Here is a 22,493-nt window from a genome sequence, read left to right on the forward strand (position 1 = left end):
GGAGATAGCACCATGGCAGACGCTGCCGATTTCGCGACCGAGGCTACGGCCCGGCAACTGGAAGGCATTCTGGCCAGCCGCCCAAAAGTGGCGCCGGTCAGTTTCGATACCGAGTGCGAAGACTGTGGGCAGGAAATCGCACCGGCGCGTCGTCAGGCGGCACCGCATGCGACCACCTGCATCGAGTGCCAATCGATCCGGGAACATCGAGCACGGGGGATGCGGTAATGGAGAAGACACGCGAAGAGCTCTGCGACGAGATCGTGATGCTGCGGGATGAGATCGCCGGGATGGAAGAACAGATCGACGATCTGGCCCAGCGCAATGCGCGGCTACTGGCCGAGCGGGATCAGGCGCGGCTGAAATTACGCTGCACTCGGGAGGCCTCGTGAATCAGCAAAATCCTCCCATGCCGGAGAGCGTCCGCATTGTCTGCCTGGAGCTGGTAACCGATCGGCTGCTCCAGCTGCGCCAGGCACCGAAAACCGAGTTCAATGCCAGCGAGCAGATCCGGCTAACCCCGGTCGCGCGGTGGCTGGTTGAGCAGGGGGAATGGAAGGAATGAGGGAGCTGGCTCTATTTCGGGCCTTTCGAGGACCTCGGAATACCTGACTGATAGAGGATAATGAGGTAACAGAATGCTGGCGATAGGTTTCGTGACCATCGATCGATTCGCATCCGAATCGGGATATAGCAAGGCTGCGGTGATATCGAAGATCAAGCGCGGCCAGTGGCGCAAGGATAGGGAATGGATCAAGGCACAGGATGGCCGGGTACTGATTTCGATAGAAGGATATAACGAGTGGGTTCTCAGCAGTTCGAAGGAGTCAAACCGGGCTCGGCCAGCTCCATCCAGATCGACTTCGTCTACCAGGGAATCCGCTGTCGGGAACGCCTCAAGCTCAAGCCCACCCCCGCTAATCTGAAGCGTGCGGCGCGTCATCGCGCCGCGGTTATCGATGCCATCGAGGCCGGCACCTTCGATTACTCGGTGACTTTCCCCAATAGCAAAAATGCCCGCCGCTTCATCCGTCAGGATCGCCTCGACAACTATTTGCGCCAGTGGCTCGAGGCGAAGCGGCCGACTCTGAAGGCCAGCACGCACCATGACTATTACAAGATCATCGAGGGCCAGCTGATCCCGCAGTTCGGCCATTTGATGCTTTCCGAGATCAAACGTCAGCATGCGAGAGAATGGGCAGCCACCCTCACCTGCTCGAACAAGCGACTGGCCAACATCCTGAGTCCCTTACGTGCAGCACTGACCGATGCAGTCCACGATGAGCTGATTGCCATCAATCCGCTGGCCGGCTGGCACTATCGGCGCCAGGAAACTGAAGTGCGACGGATGCAAGATGAGCCTGATCCATTCACTGCCGAGGAACAGGCGGCAATACTGGCCAGCTTGCCGGATGAAGGCCGGCCGCTGATCCAATTCGCGTTCTGGACGGGGCTGCGTACATCGGAGCTGGTCGCCCTTGAATGGGGCGATATCGACTGGCACCGCAATCGGGTACGTGTCTCGAAGGTCATCACCCAAGCCGGCAGGTGTAAGGCCGAGCAGCCCAAGACCGCGGCGGGGATACGCGATGTGGATCTATTGCCGGCAGCGATCGAGGCACTCAAACAGCAGAAATCATTCAGCTATCTGCACCCGAGTGGTCGGATCTTTCTGAATCCTCGCACCGGCGAGCCATGGACTGGCGATCAGGCTATCCGGAAGACGCTATGGGCCCATGCACTGAAGCGCGCAGGGGTTCGATACCGACGTCAGTACCAGACCCGGCATACCTATGCATCGATGATGGTTTCTGCCGGCGAACCACTGGCGTGGGTATCGAATCAGATGGGCCATACGGACGTGATCATCACCGCCCGGATCTATGCGAACTGGATCCCGGTGAGCAGTCAGCAGGCAGGTCTAATGGCTGTGGCAAAGTATGGAGGTTCAATTTCCTGAAACATCAGAATTAGAGGGCAGTTTGGCAACTCTGGTTTGTCTAATATTTCTCCTTTCTCTTGCCTTTTGGCGTTCGCTGACTTCATGTGCAGCATGAGGCATTAAATACTCAACCAAGGGGGTAAGGTCATATTCATTGGTAAGATTACGATCTGCTTCTTGACGACGATACCTCCTTTCCAAGAAGCCTATCGCTTCCATTACACGGATCCGTCTCTGTACCGTCGACGTGCTAACGCCTATTGACTCTGCAATTTTTTTCTTCGAAGGGTATGGATGCTTCCCATCCTGCCACCAGTACATGAGCAGTTGCAGGAGTATATTGAGATCCGTAGGAGTAAGACCTAGGGTCTGTTGCCTCTGAAGTAATATATTAGGAACTGCCGTCCAGCCGGCAGCCACAATATCTTTACCCCACTTTGCTTCTAGTGCACCCGCACTTTCCCTACTAGCCGCAGCTTCAGCTGGGGACGCCGTTTTTAAGTCTGACATCGATTAATATCCCTTAAATTGTTCCCGGAAAAGCAAGTTACCCCAAGATCAGGTTCATGCAGAAGCCTTAGAAAGCAGGGGGTGGGGTTCACGAGATCCTACCAGGCGAATTGAATATGTGTCCTTGTATCACGGTTGCGTAGAGTTTCTAAGTTGCAGTGTTATTTGGTAGGAGTGCACGCACCCCACCTGGGAGGCAAGTGGACATACCAGGTGGGGTGCAATAAGGCTGCCCAATTGCTATGGAAGCCTGCTTCTAATCCACAACCTCTTACTTCACTATCGAGGCATTGAATACTTGGGAAAGGGGCTAGACATGAAGGGGGGCGGTGAGAGCTACACTACAAAAGAAAACGGCCTACCCGATAAGGTAGACCGTTTCCCAGTCTTATGTCCTCAGGTGGAGGCCGCAGCCCGCGAATCCCGAGGCGATTCAGGGTCAGAATACAACCAGAGTCATACAGAAAGCAAACCGAAAGTGGATTGTGGAATGCAGCAAGAACGTTTAGAGGCGCTTGTGAGGACACTATCTCCTGCAAGATTAGGCCCTTACGGAGCTCATAGAGAGAATCCTGAGCAATTAGCTGGTATGAATTTGTACGCTTGGAATGCCCAGCTATCTAGCTGCATGCTCCTGCCACTGCACTTCTGCGAAGTCACTCTCAGAAACGCAGTCTCGGAAGCTATAGGTAGAGTATACGGGCCGGACTGGCCATGGCATTCAGGCTTCGAAGGCAGCCTTCCGTCAAAGTTCGGCGGAAGGTATAAACCCTGCTTAGATCTTAGGAATGCAAGAGAAAGTATTGGTGCCGAAAGGCTCACAGGCAAAGTAATACCAGAACTGAAGCCAGTATTCTGGCTTCAGATGCTCAGAGCCAAAAATTTGGGCAGAATATGGCTGCCCAGCATTAAAACTGTATTTCCGCATGCGCCGTCAGATCAGCCTGCTGACGAGATTCGAGAATCTCTTTATGACGATTGGAAGCATGTAAAAGATGTAAGAAATCGGATAGCCCATCATGAACCCATACTGAAGCGCAATCATGTAGAAGATTTTGACCGAATGTGTCGCATAGTTGGGTGGCGCTGTGATCATACGCTTCAATGGATGCTTCAGCTCGAAAGGTTCCAAGAAATTTTAGCTAACCATCCTTTCCCTCAAGTCAACGGTTAGGCAACTTTCTTCGTAAAGCACTGAATTCAAAAGCTATTACGCGGGTTCAACTCCCGCCGCCTCCACCAAACAGCAAAAGGGCCGCTGAGCAATCAGCGGCCCTTTTTCTTGTTCGGGTATGGGCTTAATGATGGGAACTGGCCAGTAGGCCATACCCAAGGCACAGCCAGGTCTGACATATTTCATACTTCCCTGCGGCTTCCGGCCCCGGGATACCGAGCATGAAGCTGCAACTGATCAAACTTGCTGGATCCCACCGGCAGGAGCATCAAGCCAATCCTGCGTAAATACGAGTCGGAAAGGCACTGTTTTTCCTGAATGGATCAGGCATCCAGCAGATCAGGCTGACAGTGAACCGTTCGCCTGAAACAGGAGCCATCATGATACTCCCTCTTCTTGCTGTAGCTTGTGGCCTGGCGCTGCTGGTCTGGAGCGCGGATCGCTTCGTGGATGGCGCTGCCTCCACTGCCAGATACTTCGGTATGCCCCCTCTTCTGATCGGCATGGTCATCATCGGCTTTGGCACGTCCGCGCCGGAAATGGTGGTTTCGGCACTGGCTGCCAGCCAGGGTAACCCGGGACTGGCGCTCGGTAACGCCTATGGATCGAATATCACCAACATCGCACTGATTCTGGGTGTTACCGCGTTGATCAGCCCCATTGCCGTGCAATCCAATGTCCTACGCCGGGAACTACCTCTTCTCATTGCCGCAACGTTACTGGCCGCCTGGCAGTTATGGGACGGTGTGCTCTCCCGCCTCGACGCCGTGATCCTGTTATGCCTTTTTGGCGTGCTGATGGCCTGGACCCTTTATCAGGGGCTGCATCAAAAGGACGATGTTCTGGGTCATGAAATGGATCAGACATTACCCACGTCCGGCAACTCGCTTCGCAACTCCATATTCCGACTGATCATTGGCCTGTTATTGCTGATCGTAAGCTCAAGGGTACTGGTCTGGGGAGCCGTCGACATTGCCCACAGCCTTGGTGTCAGCGATCTGATTGTCGGCCTGACCATCGTGGCAATCGGCACTTCGTTGCCGGAACTGGCCTCTTCGATCATTGCCGCCCGCAAGGGCGAGCATGATATTGCCCTGGGTAATGTACTGGGCTCCAACCTGTTCAATACGCTGGCAGTTGTAGGCATCGCAGGAGTGATTCAGCCGATTCAGCCTGAACCGGAAGTGTTGTCCCGAGACGTGGCGATCATGATGGTACTGACTTTGTCACTTTTTGTTCTGGGGTATGCAAGAGGCAGGCAGGGGCGTATCAATCGGTTCGAAGGGGCAGTGCTACTGGTTTGTTTCGGGGGGTACAATGCCTATCTGATCGGCAGCGTCGTTACCTGAAAAGACCGGGCCGGTACCAGTTCTCACCCAGGCAGACGAACGACGCTTGCAAGGGGCCCAGACCCGGACTCGCCATGCTCCGAAAAGATAGCTCTCGATCCTGACGCTTTACAGCGCGCTGACCCGTCACCTGATCAGTCAGACTTGCTTTTGGGCATCTGCATCGCCCAACTCATCTTGCGATGGGCATTAACATCAATGGATGTCTGAAGCTCCTGCAGACTACACAGTCGCGCCCCACAATGGGCGCATAACACCGGGGAATCGGGCGTTCGCTCTCCCTGAAACTTGATCTGCCTGCTTCCGCAGCTGCGACACTTGCTAAGCATATCCTCTCCGGGATTCCTGATGCTTTCACCTGGACTGACGAGAAGGCCCGAAAAGCCCTATTTTCAGGCGTTAAAAGTTAAATTGAAACTGCTTTTAAAAGTCAAGGGAGCCTGGCATCCGGCTCACGGAATCTCTCCTGTTCCGCCTCGGCAAGCAGTGCATCCAATCCAGGCTTCTGGCAAGCGCGGCAGGCACTGCTACCGCGCCCAAAGTGCTCTAGCGCACGGCGCCTGATTGCAATGTCCGATAGTACGTCAAAAGCTCCCGATGAGCGGCCGTGATCGCCTTGCCCAGAGCCCCGCCATCGCCTTCATTACGAGCAACATTTTCGCCTCCGCTCCCGAATGCCCCATTGCGAGCCAGTTCGAGAATGACCTCATGGGCAGCATGTGTTGGATCATGACGAGGATTCACGGGTTTCCGATCAGGCATGGCACATTACTCCGGCAGATGAATGGATATTACCTTCAGAGTATCGGCAGCCTCTCATCATTTATTGAGCAATAACTGTTGCAAGAGAAGTTCCAGCCTCACAGTGGGTGCTCCCGACGAGAAGGCCTGCCGGCAAGCCCGGGTATACATGCGAAAACAGTGTAACCAGGCTACTGCCAGCTGTTGTTGCGAGCGCACCCGTGTATTAAAGAGCAAAGCGCCTACAATACAACCATTTCAGCACATCGCTGATTCCGTCAACGTGCCACCCTTGTCATCATATGGTGACACCTGCCGGCACGTGCGTTGCTCCTTCCCCGATGTCATTGCGCCGAAGAATGGCAGGCATGCTCCAGGGACCCACAGGACAGCGTTGATTCACGTCAGCACGATGACCTTTGTGACTGTTGGACCGTTACAATTCGCTCGGTTCATCACTCTGCTGTAAAACGCACGCATTGCCAGGGACAAGGGCGTCTGTATGCATGGTGAGCCACGATGCCCCATGCGCTGCGTCAGGCAAGTATCAGAGTTAAGGAGAACCAATGCCCCGGGCCATCAGAAACGCCATGCAAGGCTCGTTATCCATTGGCACAGGATCCGGTATGAAAGCGCGTGGCCCATCAGATAAACCGCATCTCGGCCGTCGCTTCGGGAATGCCATGGGCAGCCTGCGACACCGCATCATGCAATCACTGCCTGACCGGCTTCACATTGCCTTGCGCTATCGTCGGGTGTTCGGCAGGTTTCCAAATCTCCGGCATCCGCAAACCTTCAATGAGAAGATTTGCTATCGAAAGCTGCACCCCGAACCCAGCTATTCGATCCTGAGCGACAAGGTTGCTGCCAGGGATCATGTCGCCGGCGTGATCGGCAGTGAACATCTGGTGCCATGCCACGCTGTCTGTAGCGAACTGACACCGGATATCTATCATGGCCTCCCGGACAGCTTCGTCATGAAGGCCAATCACGGCTTTGGCTATAATCTGCTGGTGCGTAACAAGCAGGACTACCCCTACCCCATGCTCTATAACCTCAGTCAGGCATGGCTTCGGGAAGATTTCTCGAAAATCTCACGGGAAGCGCATTATCACGACATCAAGCCACGTCTGATCATCGAGCAACTACTGCTGGATGAAAGCGGTAATGTGCCAAAGGACTTCAAGTTTCACTGTTTCCGACGAACCGGTGAATCGCCGGTAGTGTTCGTCGAAGTGACTCATGATCGCTTTTCCGATTATCGAGTCGATTTCTACGATCAGGATTGGAACATGATTGAAGTACGTGAGGATCGTTTCAGCAGTGGCAAGCCAATGGCCAGGCCGGCATTGCTTGATGAAGCACAGGCGCTTGCCCTCAAGCTATCGGAAGGCTTTTCGTATGTAAGAGTCGATTTCTACCTGGTCAACGGTCAGATCTATTTTGGCGAGCTGACCTTCACACCAACCGCCGGCCTGATGAAGTTCAAGCATCATCAGACCGACGTGGAATGGGGTCGGCTTTTCGAACTCTGAAGTGGTCTGCAAATGGCTCCCGGGCCCGGCTGCCATCATGACTGGCTGTTTTCACGCTGAAACTGCCAGGCACAATGTCGTGAGGCCAGTGCCTCCTGCAGCTGTTCCACCTCTTCGAAGGTCAGCAGCATGGCCCGCTCGTAGCGATGAACTTCACCATCGCGAATGACTGTCAAAGCCCCGGTTTCGCATAGCGTTCCCCGGGGCTGCTCATCCTCCAGGATTCGCTCCATGGTCGTGTGATACTCCATAGCTCGCTTTACTGCACCATTAACTGATCGCGAATACTGTCACGCAGCCGGGGCGACATCGGTAACCGAATCTCTGGATTGGGCTGCTGACTGAAAGTCAGGGTCTGCGTCATTTCCAGTGCCATTTTACCTCGCCAGCCACAATCCGGGTTCTGGCATTCAACCGTTGCCTCCCGATAGACCGGGGTCAGCTGTTGGCTCTTGCGAATTCGCGCAAACTCACCGCAATGGGGGCAACTCAACCGCATATTGTTACGTCGTTCCATGAAACTCCCTCCTCTATTGTGTTGCGAAGCCCGGTTCACCGATGCCACAGAGGATCGAATCGGCATAATCCGATATTCAAAGCGGCGGACAACAACGGCAACCTGTAGTAAGCTCCTATAAGTTCATCACCTACGGCTCACAATCTATGCCCTATAAGGGGATTGGTCAACTTTAAGGCGATCAATTATGACTATGTCGCCCGCCCGGGACAGTGAAAGTCTGGCTATGACCAGTGCCATCATGGGTCGCATGAAACAGCTGCTTAACGTTTCATCGGACTATCAGTTGGCTCAGCGCTTCGGTAAATCGACCAGCGCTATCCACAACTGGAAGAAGCGTGGCACTGTCCCAATCGATGAATGTATTGAACTTTCAGTGGAATATGGTGCCAGCCTGGACTGGCTGATCATGGGAAAGGGTTCACCACCATGGGAAAAGCCGGCCATACCGGCCTGGAGCGAGCCAGACAACGACCAGCCTTCGCATTTCACCCTGCGAGACTTCGTGGGGGTGCCTCTTTATGACATCGAGGCCGCCGCCGGCCCGGGCCAGCTGTTCGATAGTGAGCAGGTTGAGACCTTTCTCAGCTTCCGCCATGACTGGATCCTCAAGGAGGGCCTGCATCTCAAGGATCTGGTAGCCGTGCGCGTCCGCGGGGATTCCATGGATGGCACGCTCAAGGACGGAGACACGGTGCTGATCAACCGCTCCATTATTCGCCCCGACGGCGTTTTTCTGATCCGTGTTGGTGATGAACTGCGTATCAAGCGGGTGCAGCGTCTGGCCAGCGGCGCCCTGCGCCTCTCATCGGACAATGATCATTACGCACCAGAAATCATTGCACCCGAACAACTGGGCAATGTGCAGATCATCGGCCACTGCTATTGGCACAGCGGACGGGTGTACTGACATGTCAGATTGGTGCCATACACGCTCCGCGCCCTACTGACTTACGCCGGGCACGAAGAGATTCTTCGGCAGTCAGCCCGCAGGATGGAGCGCTAACGGGAGACTGCACCTCATGCTGCTTCGTATCACGCTACTGCTTGCCTGCCTGTGGGTACTCAACGCCTGTGCCAATGATGTCCCACAAGAGCTCTCCCGGCCTGCCGCTGCACCACTGGAAGTGGATACACACCCAGGCAATGATGCCGACGACCTCCAACGGGCCTGCGCCGACACCATGCTGGCCTATTCACCTGTCGACCATGCAACGGATGTCCATGCCCGGGCCATGAGCCAGGAAAATGACTCTATTGTCATCGTACAGGCGGTACTGCTTGGCCTGAGCCGATTCGACCCACGATTACCGGTGACCTATCGATGTGACTATCACGACGGACGACTGGTGCGCGGGCGCTGGCTACAGGGGCTCAGTGACTAACCCGGCCTCTTTCGAAAAGCCCCTGACTTACCTGGCACCCGCGACATGCCGACGTGTATGCCCGGCGGGTTGACGCCTGTCCTCAACGAAACCAACAACCCCGCCTGGCCCGGTCATTCCTTTAACTCCAGCGTTCTGACAGACAATTCACTGAGCAGGTCCTCGACCCTCCCCAGATAGGCTCGACATCGGGCACATTTCACTCGACTTTCATCCGTTTCACCGGGCTCGATCACAAAAAGCTCGCTACCGCAGAGAAAGCAGTTTGGTGGGCAATGGCAGATACTGATATCCGGTGGCGGAAAATCCATCAGGCAAGGTCTCGGACGCAGGAAGGTGAGGCAATGACGTAAGATCGGCTGAAACGGCCGAAAGTGAAGTGCTCAGATCCGCCGATCATCTGAAAAAGCAGCGAACCTCAACCCGATAGCCACGTTGACACCTGGTTGCCACGTATATGAACAGACGCAAAAAAGGCCGCTTGATGAGCGACCTTTCAAGGTTCCAAAGCATTGATTTAGCTGAAAAATCAATGGTGCCGGCACGAGGAGTCGAACCCCGGACCTACTGATTACAAGTCAGTTGCTCTACCAACTGAGCTATGCCGGCAACAAAAACTTCTTTTGGAAGGCAGGTTGGCGTGGCTGGGGTAGCAGGACTCGAACCTGCGAATGCCGGTACCAAAAACCGGTGCCTTACCGCTTGGCTATACCCCACCAGAATGGTGGCCAGAGACGGAATCGAACCGCCGACACGAGGATTTTCAATCCACTGCTCTACCGACTGAGCTATCTGGCCGTCGCCAACGGCTGCGTATTAAACCGAAAACCGGTCCATGGGTCAAGCACTTGGTGTACATTTTCCCACACCGGTTTTTTTATGGTCCTCAGCTGGAAGGAGGCACATAGCCCTGAGCCTGATCGACTTCCTCGTTATCGAAAAAACGTTCCATCTGTTCCATCAGATAGCGGCGCGTTTCCGGATCGAGCATGTTGAGGTGCTTTTCGTTGATCAGCCGGGTCTGTTGCGCCTGCCACTCCTCCCAGGCCTGCTTCGAGACATTCTCGTAGACCTCCTGCCCTTTACTGCCGGGTAGCGGCGGCATATCCAGCCCTTCCATCTCCTGCTGGTACTTCCGGCAGAATACCGTACGTGCCATAGGGTTCTCCCTGCGGGTCAAAGTGTCGGTCGATTGTCTCATACCAGTGTGGCTGACGAAGACAGCCTGTCGAGCAGGGTTCGTACCGGGGCCGCCAGCCCCACGCTATCAGGGCGCTCAGGGTCGAACCAGCGCTGCCTTTCGCTTATACAGACTGGCGCGTCGATGAGCGCCGGCAAAGGGGTGATGGCGTAACGAAAGTGGGTAAAGGCATGCGTGAACTCGCCCCAGGCTGGCTCAAGCCTGGTCTGCGGCAGGTGCTCATCAAGCCAGTGACGGGCCTGCTGCAGTGACTCGAACTGAGGAAAACACCACAGTCCACCCCAGAGCCCCTCTGTCGGACGCTGCTCCAGCAGCACCCTGCCCTGGCGGTCACGTAGCATCAGAAAACAGGTCTGCCGGGTCGGCTTGTCGGTTTTCGGCTTCGACTCCGGGAAGTCGTGCTCACGGCCCTGCGTATGGGCCACACAGACATCCTCGAAGGGACAAAGCAGACAGGCCGGTCGACGGCGGGTACAGACCGTGGCCCCGAGATCCATCATCGCCTGGGTGAAATCACCCACCCGTTGATCCGGTGTATAGCGTTCGGCAAGCTGCCACAGCGTGCGCTCAACATGCGGTTTGCCCGGCCAGCCCGGGACGGCATGCAACCGGGTCAGCACTCGCTTGACGTTACCATCGAGAATCGGCGCCCGGGCTCCGGTCGACAGACTGATGATGGCCCCCGCAGTGGACCGTCCGATGCCCGGCAGCGCCGCCAGCGCCTCGACGCCATGGGTCGGAAAAATCCCATCATGCGCTTCGACCACCACCTGCGCTGCGCGATGCAGATTACGAGCACGAGCGTAATACCCCAGGCCGGTCCACAGATGCAGCACCTCATCCTGATCCGCCGCAGCCAGCGCATGGACATCCGGGAAGCGTGCCATGAAGCGCTGATAGTAGTCGATGACGGTCGCTACCTGAGTCTGCTGCAACATGATTTCCGAAACCCACACCCGGTAGGGGGTTTGATGCTTCTGCCAGGGCAAATGATGACGCCCATGGCGGTCAAACCAGTCCAGCAACCGGCTCTGAAAGCTCTCGGGGGGCAGGTCGATCTCGTGCACCCGGGCTTCATGTGAAGCCCGGGTATGGGTCTGATACGCGTCGCTCATGAAACCTCTGGCAGGGAAGGCCGCGCCCCTGGAGGGGAACGGCCGGATCGGGTGACTTTACTTGAACAGGCCTTCCAGACGGTCCTTGAGGTTTTTACTACCCTCCTTGCCAAGCTTATCGTCAAGCTTCTCACCCAGCTTGCCTTCGAGCTGCCTGTCGAGCTCCTTGCCAAGCACTTTCTGCCCTTTCGAGGCCGCCATCTTCGTCAATACCTTGCGAAAAGCATCCTGATCGAAATGGCACCACTGAGCGGGCGGAGCCGCAAAATCACCCTCGCATTGCACTGGCAGACGCACCTGTGTCAGGGCGTCGGTCACTCGGCAGGCATTGCTGTCGGCGGTATCTACAAAATGAGCGCCCAAATTGTAAGCGAACCGCTGGGTAACCAGATTGGCCTGGCCCTTGCCGGAGAGCTCGATGCCCGGAATGGCAACCTGAAGATCGTCGTTATGTACCACGCCATCGGTAATGGTTGCCGTAGCAGACAAACGATCAAAAGGCGTGTCATCACTCCACTGTCGGTCGGAGCTGCGCCCCTGCAGGGCCGCAGCTGTCGTGCAGAGCTGCTTCGAGATATTCGCCCCCAGCAACGCGCCATCCGTTACCTTCATCGAAGCCTGGCCATTGAGATTACGGGTCATGGTGTCCAACTGATTGGTACGTGAACGGAACTGACCATCAAGATCCAGCGTGCCGCGCATCAGCTTGCCCCGTTGAGCCACATCTGCCAGCAAAGCCTGCAATTGAACGCCATGGATCTTCTCGTCAAAAGACAGCTCAAGTGGCGTTTTGCGAACATCCAGAGCACCGGAAGCATTGAAGGTTCCGTTGTAAAGCCCTGCCGTCAGTTGTTCGAGCCGATGTTGACCGTTACTGCCAGCCACCTTCATCAATACGCCGGAGAGTCTGGCACCCCGCACAGTCAATGCATCCAGCCGGAGTCGACCATCCAGGGCGAGAGAACGCAGCAGATCAACCGGTAGCAGCTCGGCCCCTTCACTGGCAGCCATCGCTGGGCGAGTCCCCAGCATTTCAAGCATGGCGGTGCGATCGTCCTGCTGTGGCGCTTGCTGACGTGGCGGCAGGTAGCGATCCAGATTCAGAGCGTTACCGGTCAGATCGAAACTCAGCTGCTGGCCTTTGAGACCAATCCCTGCAGAGCCGGTTAGCCTGGTGTCATCCAGTGTCAGCGAAAGGTCACTGAAACGCGCCTGCTGTTGATTGCCGCTGATTTGGGTATCAAGGGCTACCCGAGTCAGGCTCTGATCGTCGGCACTGGCTGGGGCCTTGCCAAAGCGACCCAACCACTCTCTCAGGTTGAGTGGGTCGAGATGGAGCTGCCCGCGCCAGGCGGGTTGGGTAGTCAGGGATTCGGCCTGCAAGCCCCCCGTCAGACGCAGATCATCGCCACTGGTGACCACCAGATCATGCAGCTGCGCTGTACCTTCGTCGAGATCAGCTGCAGCGCCGAAGGTCGCATTCAGCGACAGGGGTTGTTCCTTGCCCTGTTCGGGATGCAGCTCGGCACCCAGAGTGGCGCCATCAAGCTGATAGCGGCGTATTTTCAGATCGGCAGTGAGCTGATCGCCGGTCAGGGCGAAATGCTGTGCCTTTTGCTCATTGAGCGTTGGCAACTGCAGATCTGTCTCCAGGTCGAAACCGCTCATGGCATAACGTTGATCCCTCAGGTTCAGCCGGGTACTGCCCTTGAGAGCCAGATGCCCATTGAGTGAGGGCTGAACACTGCTCATGTCAAACGAGAGCTGAAGCGGAAAGGGGCTGTCCAGGCTTACATTGCTGGCACCGAGATTCACCTGGGAGAGGGTCGCATCAACCGCCTTCTGTCGATCAATGTAATGCACCTGTCCATTGCTGACCTCGATACTGGCGATATCTATCGACAGCGGACGGTCCGCAGTGTGGCTGACGCCGCTTTGCGAGGCATTGCCGGAAGATGCCGGCCGGCTGTCATCTGTGCTCTGGTCAGTGCGCTCGGCCATCTCTTCAGCCAGCGTCTGCCAATTGCCATGACCCGAAGCATCACGCACCAGATTGAGCTTGAGCCCATCGAGTGTTACTCCGTCGACCGAGACATCACCGGTAATCAGCGGCGCGAGCCGAACCTTGACGTCAGCACGCGTGAAGGCGGCAAAGGGGTCACTGACCCGATCCTGATCAGGCAGCCGGGCCACGGCATCCTCGACGGTGACCCCCAGCCGCGGATAGAAGGTCCAGGAGATCGGTCCATTGAGCGACAGATCGAGCCCGGTGCGTTCCTTGACCGCTTCGACCAGGCGGGGCTTGAGGTCATTGGGATCGACAAAGGTCGTCACATAGACCACCCCGGCCACTGCCAGCAGGGCCAATACACCGATCCCGGCCAGCAGGATACGAAACAGTCGCTTCATCTGATGCACTCTTTCTTTTCTGTCACCCAGAACCGGCTGAAAATCCGGTATGCGTGCCCTTTCAGCCGGACCCGACCGCTGCCATGGTCTACCGCTGCATGACACGGCACTTACTGCACGCATCCGACCGCTAGTGTAGCGGATGGCGGCCCGGGTTCTCTATAATGCAACCCCTGCCTTCAGGGCGTTAGCCTGCGCCCGAGTACCGGGCATCGAATAGAGCCAGGCGTTCCCGGTTACAAGCCCGCGAACGCGAGGAGAAGCAATGAGCACCCCAGCCCAGCGTCGCGCCAGCATTACGCGCGATACCAGTGAAACCCGGGTCAGGGTCAGTGTCGATCTCGACGGCAGTGGGACACTGACGGCCGACACCGGCGTGCCCTTTCTTGAACACATGCTCGATCAGATCGCCCGCCACGGCATGATCGATCTGGAAGTGCATGCCGAGGGTGATCGTCATATCGACGACCATCATACGGTCGAAGACATCGGCATCACCTTCGGTCAGGCGCTGCTGGAAGCGCTGGGCGACAAACGGGGCATCACCCGCTACGGGCACGCCTATGTCCCGCTGGATGAGGCACTGTCGCGGGTCGTGATCGATTTTTCCGGCCGACCGGGGCTTTACATGCAGGCCGAGTTCACCAGCGAACGCATCGGCAGCTTCGATACACAGCTGTTTCGTGAGTTCTTCAACGGGCTGGCCAGTCACGCCCGGGCGACGCTGCATCTCGACAACCTCAGGGGTGTCAACGCTCATCATCAGGCCGAGACCCTGTTCAAGGCCTTCGGCCGCGCACTGCGTATGGCCATCGAGCCCGATGAACGCATGGCGGGGCGCATCGCCTCGACCAAGGGCAGCCTGTGAACAGCAATCCCCCCTTTCTTGCTGCGCGGCAACAGGAGCTATCGGCATGACCATTGCCATCATCGATTACGGCATGGGCAATCTGCACTCGGTCGCCAAGGCGCTCGAGCACGTCGCCGAGGATGAGCGCGTGACCATTACCCGTGATCCCCGAGCCATCAAGGGCGCCACGCGCCTGATCCTGCCCGGACAGGGCGCCATTCGCGACTGCATGAGTGAGCTCGAGCACACCGAACTGACCGGGCTGGTCAAGGAGATGCTGGCAGATGGCAACAAACCGCTGCTGGGTATCTGCGTCGGCCAGCAGATGCTGATGGACAAGAGTGACGAGAATGGTGGCGTCTGGTGTCTGGGGTACATGCCCGGACGAGTGCGACACTTCGAAGACACCATGCGCGATACCGATGGCAACCGTCTCAAGGTGCCGCACATGGGGTGGAATCGGGTGCACCAGCACCACATGCACCCACTCTGGGAAGGTATCCCGACCGGCGAGCGCTTTTATTTTGTGCACAGCTATTATGTCCAGGCCGAAGATGACGCCCATGTCATGGGCTATGTCGACTACGGTACGGTTCGCGCCCATGTGGCTACCGGACACGATGCGACCTTCGCTGTGCAGTTCCATCCCGAGAAAAGCGCTGGTGCCGGGCTGAAGCTGCTCTCCAACTTCATTCACTGGTCGCCCTGAACGGGCGCCCCGTCAGTACGAGGATCTCCTGCATGCTGGTTATCCCCGCCATCGATCTCAAGGACGGGCAGTGCGTAAGGCTCAAGCAGGGTCGCATGAATGAGGCGACCAGCTATGGTGACGATCCGGTCGCCATGGCATCGCGCTGGGTCGAAGCCGGTGCCCGGCGTCTGCATCTGGTCGATCTCAATGGCGCCTTTGCCGGCAATCCGGTCAATGCCGAAGCCGTCAACGCCATCGCCGCCGAATTTCCCGATCTGCCGATTCAGATCGGCGGCGGCATTCGCTCGCGCGACACCATCGCACGCTATCTCGACGCTGGCGTCTCCTGGGTCATCATCGGCACGCGAGCCGTTCAGGAACCGGACTTCGTGACCGAGATGTGTCGTGAATTTGCCGGCCATATCATTGTCGGCATTGATGCCCGCGACGGCTACGTCGCCACTGATGGCTGGGAATCGGTTTCCTCCGTGCGGGCCACCGATCTGGCACAGCGTTTTGCCAACGATGGCGTCTCGGCAATCGTCTATACCGACATCTCCCGCGATGGCATGATGCAGGGCGTCAACATCGATGCCACGGTAGAAATGGCAAGCTCCGGCGGGGTACCGGTCATTGCCTCTGGCGGTGTCACGTCGCTTGACGATATCCAGCAGCTGGCGGATGTCGCGCCCGCTGGGATTCTCGGCGCCATTACCGGCCGCGCCATCTACGAGGGACGACTCGATCTCACTGAAGCCCAGCTGCTGTGTGACACCATCGATCGTAATGCAGGGGAGGCCTGACAACCATGACACTGGCAAAACGCATTATTCCCTGCCTGGATGTCGACGGCGGCCGGGTGGTCAAGGGCGTCAACTTCGTCGGTATCCGCGACGCCGGCGACCCGGTGGAAGTCGCCAAACGCTATAACGAACAGAATGCCGACGAGATTACCTTTCTCGATATCACCGCCAGTCATGAAAAGCGTGGCACCACCCTGGAGATGGTCAGTCGTATCGCCGGTGAAGTCTTTATTCCGCTCACCGTGGGCGGCGGTGTACGGACCTGCGACGATATCCGGGCCCTGCTCAATGCCGGTGCCGACAAGGTCTCGATCAATACCGCTGCGGTCACCCATCCCGAATTCGTTCGCGAGGCGGCCGAGCGTTTCGGCAGCCAGTGCATCGTGGTGGCGATCGACGCCAAGCGGGTCAGCGAAGCGGGCGAACCTCCCCGCTGGGAGATCTTTACGCACGGCGGGCGCACACCCACCGGGCTGGATGCCATCGAATGGGCTCGCAAGATGGTCGATTTTGGTGCCGGCGAACTGCTGCTGACCAGCATGGACCGTGACGGCACCCGGGAAGGATTTGATCTTGGCATCACCCGAGCGATCAGCGATGCCGTGCCGGTACCTATCATCGCCTCGGGTGGCGTCGGTAACCTGGATCATCTGGTCGCCGGAGTAAAGGAAGGAGGCGCTGATGCCGTACTGGCGGCCAGCATCTTCCACTTCGGTGAGTACATCGTGGAAGAAGCCAAGCGCTACATGGCCGAACACGGTATCGAGATGCGACTGTAAGTCTGCCCTCGCTCCCGGCACAAGCGGGGGCGAACCAGCTACTCTGCCAGCGACAGCCCCAGGTTACTGATGCCGTCGTTGCGCCCCAATTGCCGCAGCCTCTTCAGGCGATCACGGTCCAGCGCGCCAGCATTGACTTCGTCCAGTACCGCCTGTTGAAAAGCACGCTCATCCGCCATCAGGGGATGAGCCGCCAGGGCTGCTTCACGCGCGTCTTCGTCCGTCCACTGTGCGCCTTCCACCATGTCGATATAACGTTCCACCCCGCCAATCGAAATACGACTGACTTCTACCGGCGCCCCCACGGCATTGCCCCGCAACAGGTCAAGACAGGCCGAGAGCGCCAGGGTCACTTCCAGTGCCGAACGGTCCCCGAAGCTGTCATCCTCGGCGGTCGGCTCACAGGCGACCAGTTTCTCCGCCTGTCGCTCGAAATCGATGCGTGCATCGCGCACTGCCAGCGCCTCCCAGATCAGATCCATCACGGCCCGGAGCCCCTTTGCATCCCCATCGCCGGTCAGCTCGACATAAAGTAGATGGTTGGGCAGCAGCCGTTCACACAGCGCCGCCATGAATGCCAGCCCCGGCCGGGGATCAAGCTGATCAAGGGTCCGATGCAATGTAACGGGGAAGTCGATCGAATAATCAGCACTCATGCAGCGACAGGCTCCATTGATAGTGGGAAGCGGCCCTCAATCCGGCCAGAAATAGTGGCTCGGGATACGTCCGCGCTCGTCGAACATGATCCCTTCGGCGGCCAGCTGCTGGCGCTGCTCGACCGCACCTTCATGATCAGCCAGCCGGCCACCGGCAGCGACCACACGATACCATGGCAGCTGATGCCCCGCCGGGAGGGTTCGCAGCACTGCTCCCACCGAACGTGCGGTGGCACCCTCGGTCATTTTCGCGATCCGACCATAGGTCGTCACCCGGCCACTGGGTATCCGTGCGATGATGGTCGTTACCTGCTCACGCAGTTGAGCACGCATGGTTTCTCTCCCACTGGACGGCTGCAGCCGTGTTGTCCATCATTGCCTCTATCATGCACATCTATTTTCTTCAGCATACGCCCGCGCAGGGTCCCGGCAGGCTGGCCGACTGGCTGGACAGCATGGGCCACAGCTTCAATACACGGCCGTTGTATAGCGGCGAGCTGCCCCCTCCTCAACTGCACGATTTTGATGCCCTGATCGTACTGGGGGGCGCCATGGACATTCATGACGATAACGCTCATCCCTGGATCAGGCGCGAACGCAAACTGATCGATCGGGTATTGAAAAGCTCCAAACCGTTGCTCGGGATCGGGTTTGGCGCTCAGTTGATTGCCGATGCCCTGGGGGCCATCGTCTCGCGCTCGACCCAACCGGAGCTGGGCTGGCATCGGGTGACACGCAGCGATCGCTGCGATCTCGATCTGCCGGAGAGCTTTGATGCCTTTCACTGGCATCGGGATATCTTCGGTTTGCCCGAGGGTAGCACCCCGATTGGCGCCAGTGAGGCCAGCCCGGTCCAGGGATTCAGCTGGGACGGTGCACGGGTGGTGGCCCTGCAGTGTCATCTCGAGACGACGCGCAGCTGGTTGAACGACTGTCTCGCCGGTGCAGATGACAGCGTGCACGAACTGGCTGGTCCCTGGGTTCAATCCTTCGATGAAATGCGCGACAGTCAGCGGCGGCTGGATCGACTGGCACCGACACTCGACCGGCTGATGACGGACTGGCTGCAGCCATTCATGTACTAGCGCCCGATCGCAACGGACCGAGTACGCTGGATCCAGCATCTCATTGTATTGCCCTGTCTGACAGGCATACTCAGAGTGCCATGGACTGCCCCAGCATCGGTTCGTCATGATGGCGCTGGCAATAGTCGGCCACGAACTCGAGGCATGCCTGCCAATCGCCCGCAAACAGTGCCTGCTGCCCATTGCGCGCCAACTGATGGTGGTAGAGCGGATCGTAATATTCCTGCAGCAGCGGGGCCAGCCAACTATTGTGAGCGCGACTGTTACCGCTGCGCCGATGCTGGGCAAAGGCATGCTGTTGACGCTGCAGCAACCGCTCCAGCCGCTCCTCACCAAGACGTTTGCGTAACCGTACCAGGGCACTGACCAGCTGACGCTGCATCAGCGCCCAGCCCAGCCACTGGCCATACTGATCGCGATAGCGCGCCCAGAGATCATCGATATAGTCACGGCGGATCTGCTCGATGCGCCAGTCCAGTGGCATCTCCACGCGTACGCGTGGCGCCTGCTTCATGGCTTCCCAAAGCGGCAAGGGAATTTCGACAGCTCCAATCGAGCGCGACTCGTCCTCCAGCACAAAGGGGGTCGGCCGTTCGGCCAGGTCAAGCGCCAGCTGATGCTCGAAATCGATCTGGGAGGGCGTCTCGACCGGCTGACGACCAAAGCTTGAGCCCTTGTGACGGGCATGACCTTCGAGATCAACACCATGCTCCAGATTCAACAGCAGTCGTGTCTTGGCACAGCCGGTCAGCCCCGACACGATCAGCATCGGCGCCCGGGCAGCCTGCTCGGTAGCCGCCATCAGGGTCTGCCGAACCGCCTTGAAGCCTCCCTGCAAGCGGGGCACGTCAACACCTGCTTCGGCCAGCCAGCGCTGACTGATCCCCGAACGCTGGCCACCCCGTGCGCAGTACAACAGCGCCCCGGGGTGGGCAGCGATGAACTCGCACCACGCCCCGAGTCGCCGCTCACGCAATCGCCCACTGACCAATTCATGCCCCAGTGCGACTGCTGCCTCATTACCATTGCGATGATAGCGCTCGCCTACCCGGCGGCGCTCGTCATCATCCATGAGCGGCAGATTGACGGCACCGGGGGCGGCGCCACGAGCGAACTCGATCGGCGCACGAACGTCTATCATCGCCGGTCGGTGATGCAACAGTTCCAGACTGACGGGCAACTGATGTGACATCACTGTTCAGCCACGCACCTGGATGACAGCTTCACCTTCACGGCTGATGCATTCACCGAAGGCTTCCAGACTCAGGCCATGGTCGCGACCAATACGCTCAACGTCATCTTCCCAGGCCGGATCGACCGCGATGACCAGTCCTCCCGAAGTCTGGGGATCGCACAACCACTGCCAATGGGTCTCATCCATTTCGGGCAGCAGAGAGCCCAGTGCCTGACGATTTCGCCCGGTCCCGCCCGGGATGGCACCACGACGCAGATAGCCTTCGGCTGCCCGCAGGCGTGGCAGTCGATTGAAATCGATACGTGCTGCCACACCACTGGCGGTACAGATCTCACCGAGATGCCCCGCCAGACCAAAGCCGGTCACATCGGTCATGGCGTGCACGCCTTTCACCTGTGCCAGCGCCCGCCCGATGGTATTGGGCTTGAGCATGTTGTCGCGTGCCAGACCGTGATGTTCGGCATCAAGCCAGCCACGCTTCTCGGCAGTGGTCAGAATGCCCACCCCCAGCGGCTTGGTGAGGTAGAGTCTGTCGCCCGGCCGGGCTCCGCTGTTGAGCTTGAGATGCGCAAGATCGATCAGACCGTTGACGGCCAGCCCGAAAATCGGCTCGGGCGAGTCGATCGAGTGACCGCCTGAGAGTGCCAGCCCCTGCTCACGACAGACCGTCTGTGCACCGGCCACCACTTCACCGGCAATACCGGGCGCCAGCTTGTCGACCGGCCAGCCCAGAATACCCAGAGCCAGGATGGGGCGCCCCCCCATCGCGAAAACATCGCTGATGGCGTTGGTTGCGGCAATACGACCGAAATCGAAGGGGTCGTCCACGATCGGCGTAAAGAAATCGGTAGTGGCAATCAGTCCCTGACCGTCTCCCAGATCGTAAACGGCGGCATCCTCGCGCCCCTGATTGCCGACGATCAGCCGGTCACTGGAAGCGCCTTCGCCGGCAGCAGCCAGAATGGAGTCGAGCACGTCCGGGGCAATCTTGCAGCCACATCCCGCACCATGGCTGTATTGGGTCAGACGAATCGAGGTCATCGGTCGCTCCTGTAATCCTTGTATCCCCCGCTTTCATCAATCGGGGCAGTGCCGGATGGGCATGCTAACGCACTCCGGGTCGAGGCACAGTGCCCATTCGTTTGAAACGCATCCGCTTACAGGGCATCCAGCGCTTCGGCCAGTCTTTCCACGGCGACTACTTCCATCCCCTCCGGTGCCTTGCGCGGGGCATTGCCACGCGGCACGATCGCTCGGGTAAACCCATGCTTGGCGGCCTCGACGATGCGTTCCTGACCACTGGGTACCGGGCGAATCTCACCGGATAGCCCGACTTCACCAAAGACTACCAGCTCTCGGGGCAACGGCCGATTCTGCAGGCTGGAAACCACCGCCAGCACAATGGCCAGATCGGCACTGGTTTCCAGCGCCTTGACGCCACCGACCACATTGACGAAGACATCCTGATCGCCGGTGAACAGCCCACCATGCTTGTGCAGCACCGCCAGCAATAGTGATAGCCGCTGAGCATCAACCCCGACCGCCACCCGGCGCGGGTTCCCCATCGCCGACTCATCCAGCAGGGCCTGGACTTCCACAAGAATCGGCCGGGTCCCTTCCCAGACCACCATCACCAGACTGCCAGCCGCCAGCTCCTCGCTGCGCGAGAGAAAAATGGCACTGGGATTCTTCACTTCCTTGAGACCCTGTTCGAGCATCGCGAACACGCCCAGTTCGTTAACCGCACCAAAGCGATTCTTCTGTCCGCGCAGGGTACGAAAGCGGGAATCGGTATCGCCTTCGAGCAACAGCGAAGCATCGATCATGTGCTCGAGCACTTTCGGCCCGGCAAGGCTGCCATCCTTGGTGACGTGCCCCACCAGCATCAGGACCGTACTGCTTTGCTTGGCATAACGGGTCAGGGCTGCGGCAGACTCACGCACCTGGGCAACACCGCCCGGTGCCGAGGTCAGATCGTCCAGATGCATGGTCTGGATCGAGTCGATGATCAGCACATCCGGACGTTCACGCTCGGCGGTGGCGAGAATGGTTTCAACGCTGGTCTCGGCCAGCATCTTCAACCCCTGCGTCGGCAGCGACAGCCGATGCGCCCGCATCGCGACCTGGGAGAGAGACTCCTCGCCGGTGACATACAGCACGCTACGCTGCTGCGCCAGCTTGCAGGCAGTCTGCAACAGCAGGGTGGACTTGCCCGCACCGGGGCTGCCACCGAGCAGAATCGCCGAGCCGGGCACCAGCCCGCCACCCAGCACACGGTCGAACTCACCGAAGGTGGAAGAGAAACGTGGCACTTCGGAAAGATCTACTGCGGAAAGGTCGGTGACGCTCGACGAACCTCCACCGGCATAACCCTGTCGGGTGCTCGCACCTCCTCCACTACCGGGCCTTGCCGGCGCCACACGCAGCTCGGTCAGCGTGTTCCATTCTCGACAGTTACTGCACTGTCCCTGCCACTTGCTGAACTCGGCACCGCATTCGGTACATACAAAGGCTGTTTTCGCTTTTGCCATGCTGAACTCATTGCATCACTGGCAG

At 58.2% G+C, this 22,493-nt stretch carries 25 protein-coding genes and 3 tRNA genes; 13 read left to right on the top strand and 15 right to left on the bottom strand.

The window, feature by feature from the left end; genetic code table 11:
- Positions 1–12: 12 nt before the first annotated feature.
- The 4 genes from FY550_RS14685 to FY550_RS14690 all read left to right on the top strand — a co-directional run bounded on the left by FY550_RS14685 (position 13) and on the right by FY550_RS14690 (position 1,960).
- Positions 13–228 carry a TraR/DksA C4-type zinc finger protein gene (locus FY550_RS14685; RefSeq protein WP_070978040.1) on the top strand — a complete coding sequence of 72 codons (216 nt, stop codon included), beginning with the start codon at positions 13–15 and terminating at the stop codon, positions 226–228.
- On the top strand, positions 228–392 hold the full coding sequence (locus FY550_RS16920; RefSeq protein WP_168169312.1) for a hypothetical protein: 165 nt from the start codon (positions 228–230) through the stop codon (positions 390–392). The genes FY550_RS14685 and FY550_RS16920 overlap by 1 nt, the downstream gene beginning before the upstream one ends.
- Positions 389–565 carry a hypothetical protein gene (locus tag FY550_RS16925; RefSeq protein WP_168169311.1) on the top strand — a complete coding sequence of 59 codons (177 nt, stop codon included), beginning with the start codon at positions 389–391 and terminating at the stop codon, positions 563–565. The genes FY550_RS16920 and FY550_RS16925 overlap by 4 nt, the downstream gene beginning before the upstream one ends.
- 237 nt (positions 566–802) lie before the next feature.
- Positions 803–1,960, top strand: a complete 1,158-nt coding sequence (locus tag FY550_RS14690) for an Arm DNA-binding domain-containing protein (RefSeq protein ID WP_070978039.1) — start codon at positions 803–805, stop codon at positions 1,958–1,960.
- On the opposite strand, the gene FY550_RS14695 is transcribed toward FY550_RS14690, so the two are convergent.
- Complete coding sequence (locus FY550_RS14695) at positions 1,949–2,452, bottom strand: helix-turn-helix domain-containing protein (protein ID WP_084388076.1); 504 nt, start codon at positions 2,450–2,452, stop codon at positions 1,949–1,951. The two genes, FY550_RS14690 and FY550_RS14695, sit on opposite strands and share 12 nt — an antisense overlap.
- A gap of 1,554 nt (positions 2,453–4,006) precedes the next feature.
- On the opposite strand from FY550_RS14695, the gene FY550_RS14700 reads away from it, so the two are divergent.
- Positions 4,007–4,975 (top strand): calcium/sodium antiporter, encoded by a 969-nt coding sequence (locus FY550_RS14700; RefSeq protein ID WP_070978037.1) that lies wholly within the window; start codon positions 4,007–4,009, stop codon positions 4,973–4,975.
- Positions 4,976–5,521: 546 nt separating this feature from the next.
- On the opposite strand, the gene FY550_RS14705 is transcribed toward FY550_RS14700, so the two are convergent.
- A complete protein-coding gene (locus tag FY550_RS14705; RefSeq protein ID WP_070978036.1) occupies positions 5,522–5,737 on the bottom strand; it encodes a hypothetical protein in 216 nt (71 codons plus the stop codon).
- Between the two features lie 605 nt (positions 5,738–6,342).
- Here FY550_RS14705 and FY550_RS14710 point away from each other — a divergent pair.
- Positions 6,343–7,251, top strand: a complete 909-nt coding sequence (locus FY550_RS14710) for an ATP-grasp fold amidoligase family protein (RefSeq protein WP_168201490.1) — start codon at positions 6,343–6,345, stop codon at positions 7,249–7,251.
- Between the two features lie 35 nt (positions 7,252–7,286).
- Here FY550_RS14710 and FY550_RS14715 read toward each other — a convergent pair whose 3' ends face one another.
- Positions 7,287–7,484 carry a hypothetical protein gene (locus FY550_RS14715; RefSeq protein ID WP_070978035.1) on the bottom strand — a complete coding sequence of 66 codons (198 nt, stop codon included), beginning with the start codon at positions 7,482–7,484 and terminating at the stop codon, positions 7,287–7,289.
- A gap of 26 nt (positions 7,485–7,510) precedes the next feature.
- Positions 7,511–7,768, bottom strand: a complete 258-nt coding sequence (locus FY550_RS14720) for an ogr/Delta-like zinc finger family protein (protein ID WP_168169309.1) — start codon at positions 7,766–7,768, stop codon at positions 7,511–7,513.
- A 187-nt stretch (positions 7,769–7,955) separates the two neighbouring features.
- On the opposite strand from FY550_RS14720, the gene FY550_RS14725 reads away from it, so the two are divergent.
- The gene (locus FY550_RS14725; RefSeq protein ID WP_070978034.1) at positions 7,956–8,678 is read left to right on the top strand and encodes a LexA family transcriptional regulator; all 723 of its coding nucleotides are present in this window, start codon (positions 7,956–7,958) and stop codon (positions 8,676–8,678) included.
- Positions 8,679–8,790: 112 nt separating this feature from the next.
- Positions 8,791–9,153 carry a hypothetical protein gene (locus FY550_RS14730; RefSeq protein ID WP_149054632.1) on the top strand — a complete coding sequence of 121 codons (363 nt, stop codon included), beginning with the start codon at positions 8,791–8,793 and terminating at the stop codon, positions 9,151–9,153.
- 533 nt (positions 9,154–9,686) lie between these two features.
- Here FY550_RS14730 and FY550_RS14735 read toward each other — a convergent pair.
- From FY550_RS14735 to FY550_RS14760, 6 genes are all read right to left on the bottom strand, one after another.
- Positions 9,687–9,762, bottom strand: a tRNA-Thr gene (locus tag FY550_RS14735).
- Positions 9,763–9,794: 32 nt separating this feature from the next.
- Positions 9,795–9,869 (bottom strand) — tRNA-Gln (locus FY550_RS14740).
- Positions 9,870–9,875: 6 nt separating this feature from the next.
- Positions 9,876–9,951: transfer RNA gene (locus FY550_RS14745), tRNA-Phe, on the bottom strand.
- An 88-nt stretch (positions 9,952–10,039) separates the two neighbouring features.
- Positions 10,040–10,312, bottom strand: coding sequence for an oxidative damage protection protein (locus tag FY550_RS14750; RefSeq protein WP_070978032.1), 273 nt, complete (start codon positions 10,310–10,312; stop codon positions 10,040–10,042).
- A gap of 38 nt (positions 10,313–10,350) precedes the next feature.
- On the bottom strand, positions 10,351–11,469 hold the full coding sequence (gene mutY, locus FY550_RS14755; protein WP_084388073.1) for an A/G-specific adenine glycosylase: 1,119 nt from the start codon (positions 11,467–11,469) through the stop codon (positions 10,351–10,353).
- A 57-nt stretch (positions 11,470–11,526) separates the two neighbouring features.
- Positions 11,527–13,878, bottom strand: a complete 2,352-nt coding sequence (locus FY550_RS14760) for an AsmA family protein (RefSeq protein WP_070978031.1) — start codon at positions 13,876–13,878, stop codon at positions 11,527–11,529.
- A gap of 265 nt (positions 13,879–14,143) precedes the next feature.
- On the opposite strand from FY550_RS14760, the gene hisB reads away from it, so the two are divergent.
- Genes hisB through hisF form a run of 4 tightly spaced genes read left to right on the top strand, consistent with a single transcriptional unit; the run spans position 14,144 to position 17,001 of the window.
- Entirely contained in the window at positions 14,144–14,746 is a 603-nt protein-coding gene (gene hisB, locus FY550_RS14765; protein ID WP_070978030.1) for an imidazoleglycerol-phosphate dehydratase HisB, read from the top strand.
- Positions 14,747–14,792: 46 nt separating this feature from the next.
- Positions 14,793–15,437 (top strand): imidazole glycerol phosphate synthase subunit HisH, encoded by a 645-nt coding sequence (hisH, locus tag FY550_RS14770; RefSeq protein WP_070978029.1) that lies wholly within the window; start codon positions 14,793–14,795, stop codon positions 15,435–15,437.
- Between the two features lie 32 nt (positions 15,438–15,469).
- Complete coding sequence (gene hisA, locus FY550_RS14775) at positions 15,470–16,222, top strand: 1-(5-phosphoribosyl)-5-[(5-phosphoribosylamino)methylideneamino]imidazole-4-carboxamide isomerase (RefSeq protein ID WP_070978028.1); 753 nt, start codon at positions 15,470–15,472, stop codon at positions 16,220–16,222.
- 5 nt (positions 16,223–16,227) lie between these two features.
- Entirely contained in the window at positions 16,228–17,001 is a 774-nt protein-coding gene (gene hisF, locus FY550_RS14780) for an imidazole glycerol phosphate synthase subunit HisF (RefSeq protein ID WP_070978027.1), read from the top strand.
- Between the two features lie 38 nt (positions 17,002–17,039).
- Here hisF and FY550_RS14785 read toward each other — a convergent pair whose 3' ends face one another.
- A complete protein-coding gene (locus tag FY550_RS14785; RefSeq protein ID WP_149054633.1) occupies positions 17,040–17,657 on the bottom strand; it encodes a YjaG family protein in 618 nt (205 codons plus the stop codon).
- 36 nt (positions 17,658–17,693) lie between these two features.
- Positions 17,694–17,990: an MGMT family protein gene (locus FY550_RS14790; RefSeq protein ID WP_070978026.1), complete on the bottom strand. Its 297-nt coding sequence runs from the start codon at positions 17,988–17,990 to the stop codon at positions 17,694–17,696.
- A 29-nt stretch (positions 17,991–18,019) separates the two neighbouring features.
- Here FY550_RS14790 and FY550_RS14795 point away from each other — a divergent pair, with 29 nt between their 5' ends.
- Positions 18,020–18,742 carry a type 1 glutamine amidotransferase gene (locus tag FY550_RS14795; RefSeq protein ID WP_325062966.1) on the top strand — a complete coding sequence of 241 codons (723 nt, stop codon included), beginning with the start codon at positions 18,020–18,022 and terminating at the stop codon, positions 18,740–18,742.
- Between the two features lie 70 nt (positions 18,743–18,812).
- On the opposite strand, the gene mnmH is transcribed toward FY550_RS14795, so the two are convergent.
- The 3 genes from mnmH to radA all read right to left on the bottom strand — a co-directional run bounded on the left by mnmH (position 18,813) and on the right by radA (position 22,468).
- Complete coding sequence (mnmH, locus tag FY550_RS14800) at positions 18,813–19,934, bottom strand: tRNA 2-selenouridine(34) synthase MnmH (protein WP_070978024.1); 1,122 nt, start codon at positions 19,932–19,934, stop codon at positions 18,813–18,815.
- Positions 19,935–19,940: 6 nt separating this feature from the next.
- Positions 19,941–20,978, bottom strand: a complete 1,038-nt coding sequence (gene selD, locus FY550_RS14805) for a selenide, water dikinase SelD (RefSeq protein WP_070978023.1) — start codon at positions 20,976–20,978, stop codon at positions 19,941–19,943.
- A 116-nt stretch (positions 20,979–21,094) separates the two neighbouring features.
- The gene (radA, locus tag FY550_RS14810; RefSeq protein ID WP_070978022.1) at positions 21,095–22,468 is read right to left on the bottom strand and encodes a DNA repair protein RadA; all 1,374 of its coding nucleotides are present in this window, start codon (positions 22,466–22,468) and stop codon (positions 21,095–21,097) included.
- Between the last annotated feature and the right edge of the window lie 25 nt (positions 22,469–22,493).

The organism is Kushneria phosphatilytica (assembly GCF_008247605.1).
Lineage (GTDB): Bacteria > Pseudomonadota > Gammaproteobacteria > Pseudomonadales > Halomonadaceae > Kushneria > Kushneria phosphatilytica.